The organism is Vibrio sp. 378 (genome assembly GCF_033339435.1).
Genome location: NZ_JAWOUO010000713.1, coordinates 1 through 632 on the forward strand (window position 1 = coordinate 1; position 632 = coordinate 632).

1 protein-coding gene and 1 pseudogene are annotated in these 632 nt (G+C 46.5%); both read right to left on the reverse strand.

From position 1 onward, the window contains the following. Nucleotides 1–398, reverse strand: a 398-nt coding sequence (locus R7Q48_RS28430; RefSeq protein WP_318133675.1) for a diacylglycerol kinase family protein, incomplete at its 3' end; no start/stop codon positions are given. A 9-nt stretch (nt 399–407) separates the two neighbouring features. Next, a pseudogene (locus tag R7Q48_RS28435) lies at nt 408–632 on the reverse strand (LysR family transcriptional regulator); the annotation flags it as partial.

Sequence of the window (632 nt, forward strand, 5' to 3'; positions counted from 1 at the left end):
TTGATAAAGCAACGATCGTTCGCCTTAACGCAATCAACAGACAGCGCTTTCCCTTCCACTGCCAACGTTAATGCATCAGCAATCGAATCTGGAATATGATTCGCGGTCGCAAAATCATTGGCCGTACCAAGCGGAATAATGGCAAGTTCAGGGCGACTTTCATGATCAATGTGGATAAGTGCCGAAGCAGCCTCATTGACAGTGCCATCGCCACCCGCAACAACAATACGCTCAATACCATCCGTTACCGCTTCTTTCACGAGACGCGGCATATCTTGCGATTCCCAAGTGACGCGAACTTGCACATCTACGCCCCTGTCTCTCATTTTCATGATGGCGTCTCTTAGCTCAGGATTACCAGCTTTTTTGCCGTTTAGAATCGCTCGTATTGTCTTCATATGGACTTCCTATTTCTTGATGACTTTCCCTGCGTGTTTGATTTGCGCGCGCAACCACTGATGAGCACTTTCATTAGTGCGACTAGGGTGCCAAATGGTGCAAAGATCGTAAGTTGTCACATCAAATGGAAACGGCAGTGCTTTCACATGATAGGTATTACAGAACAACTTAATCATCGATTCTGGCATCAAACCAATGTATTCGCTACCGCAGATAACCGGCAACATTTCCAG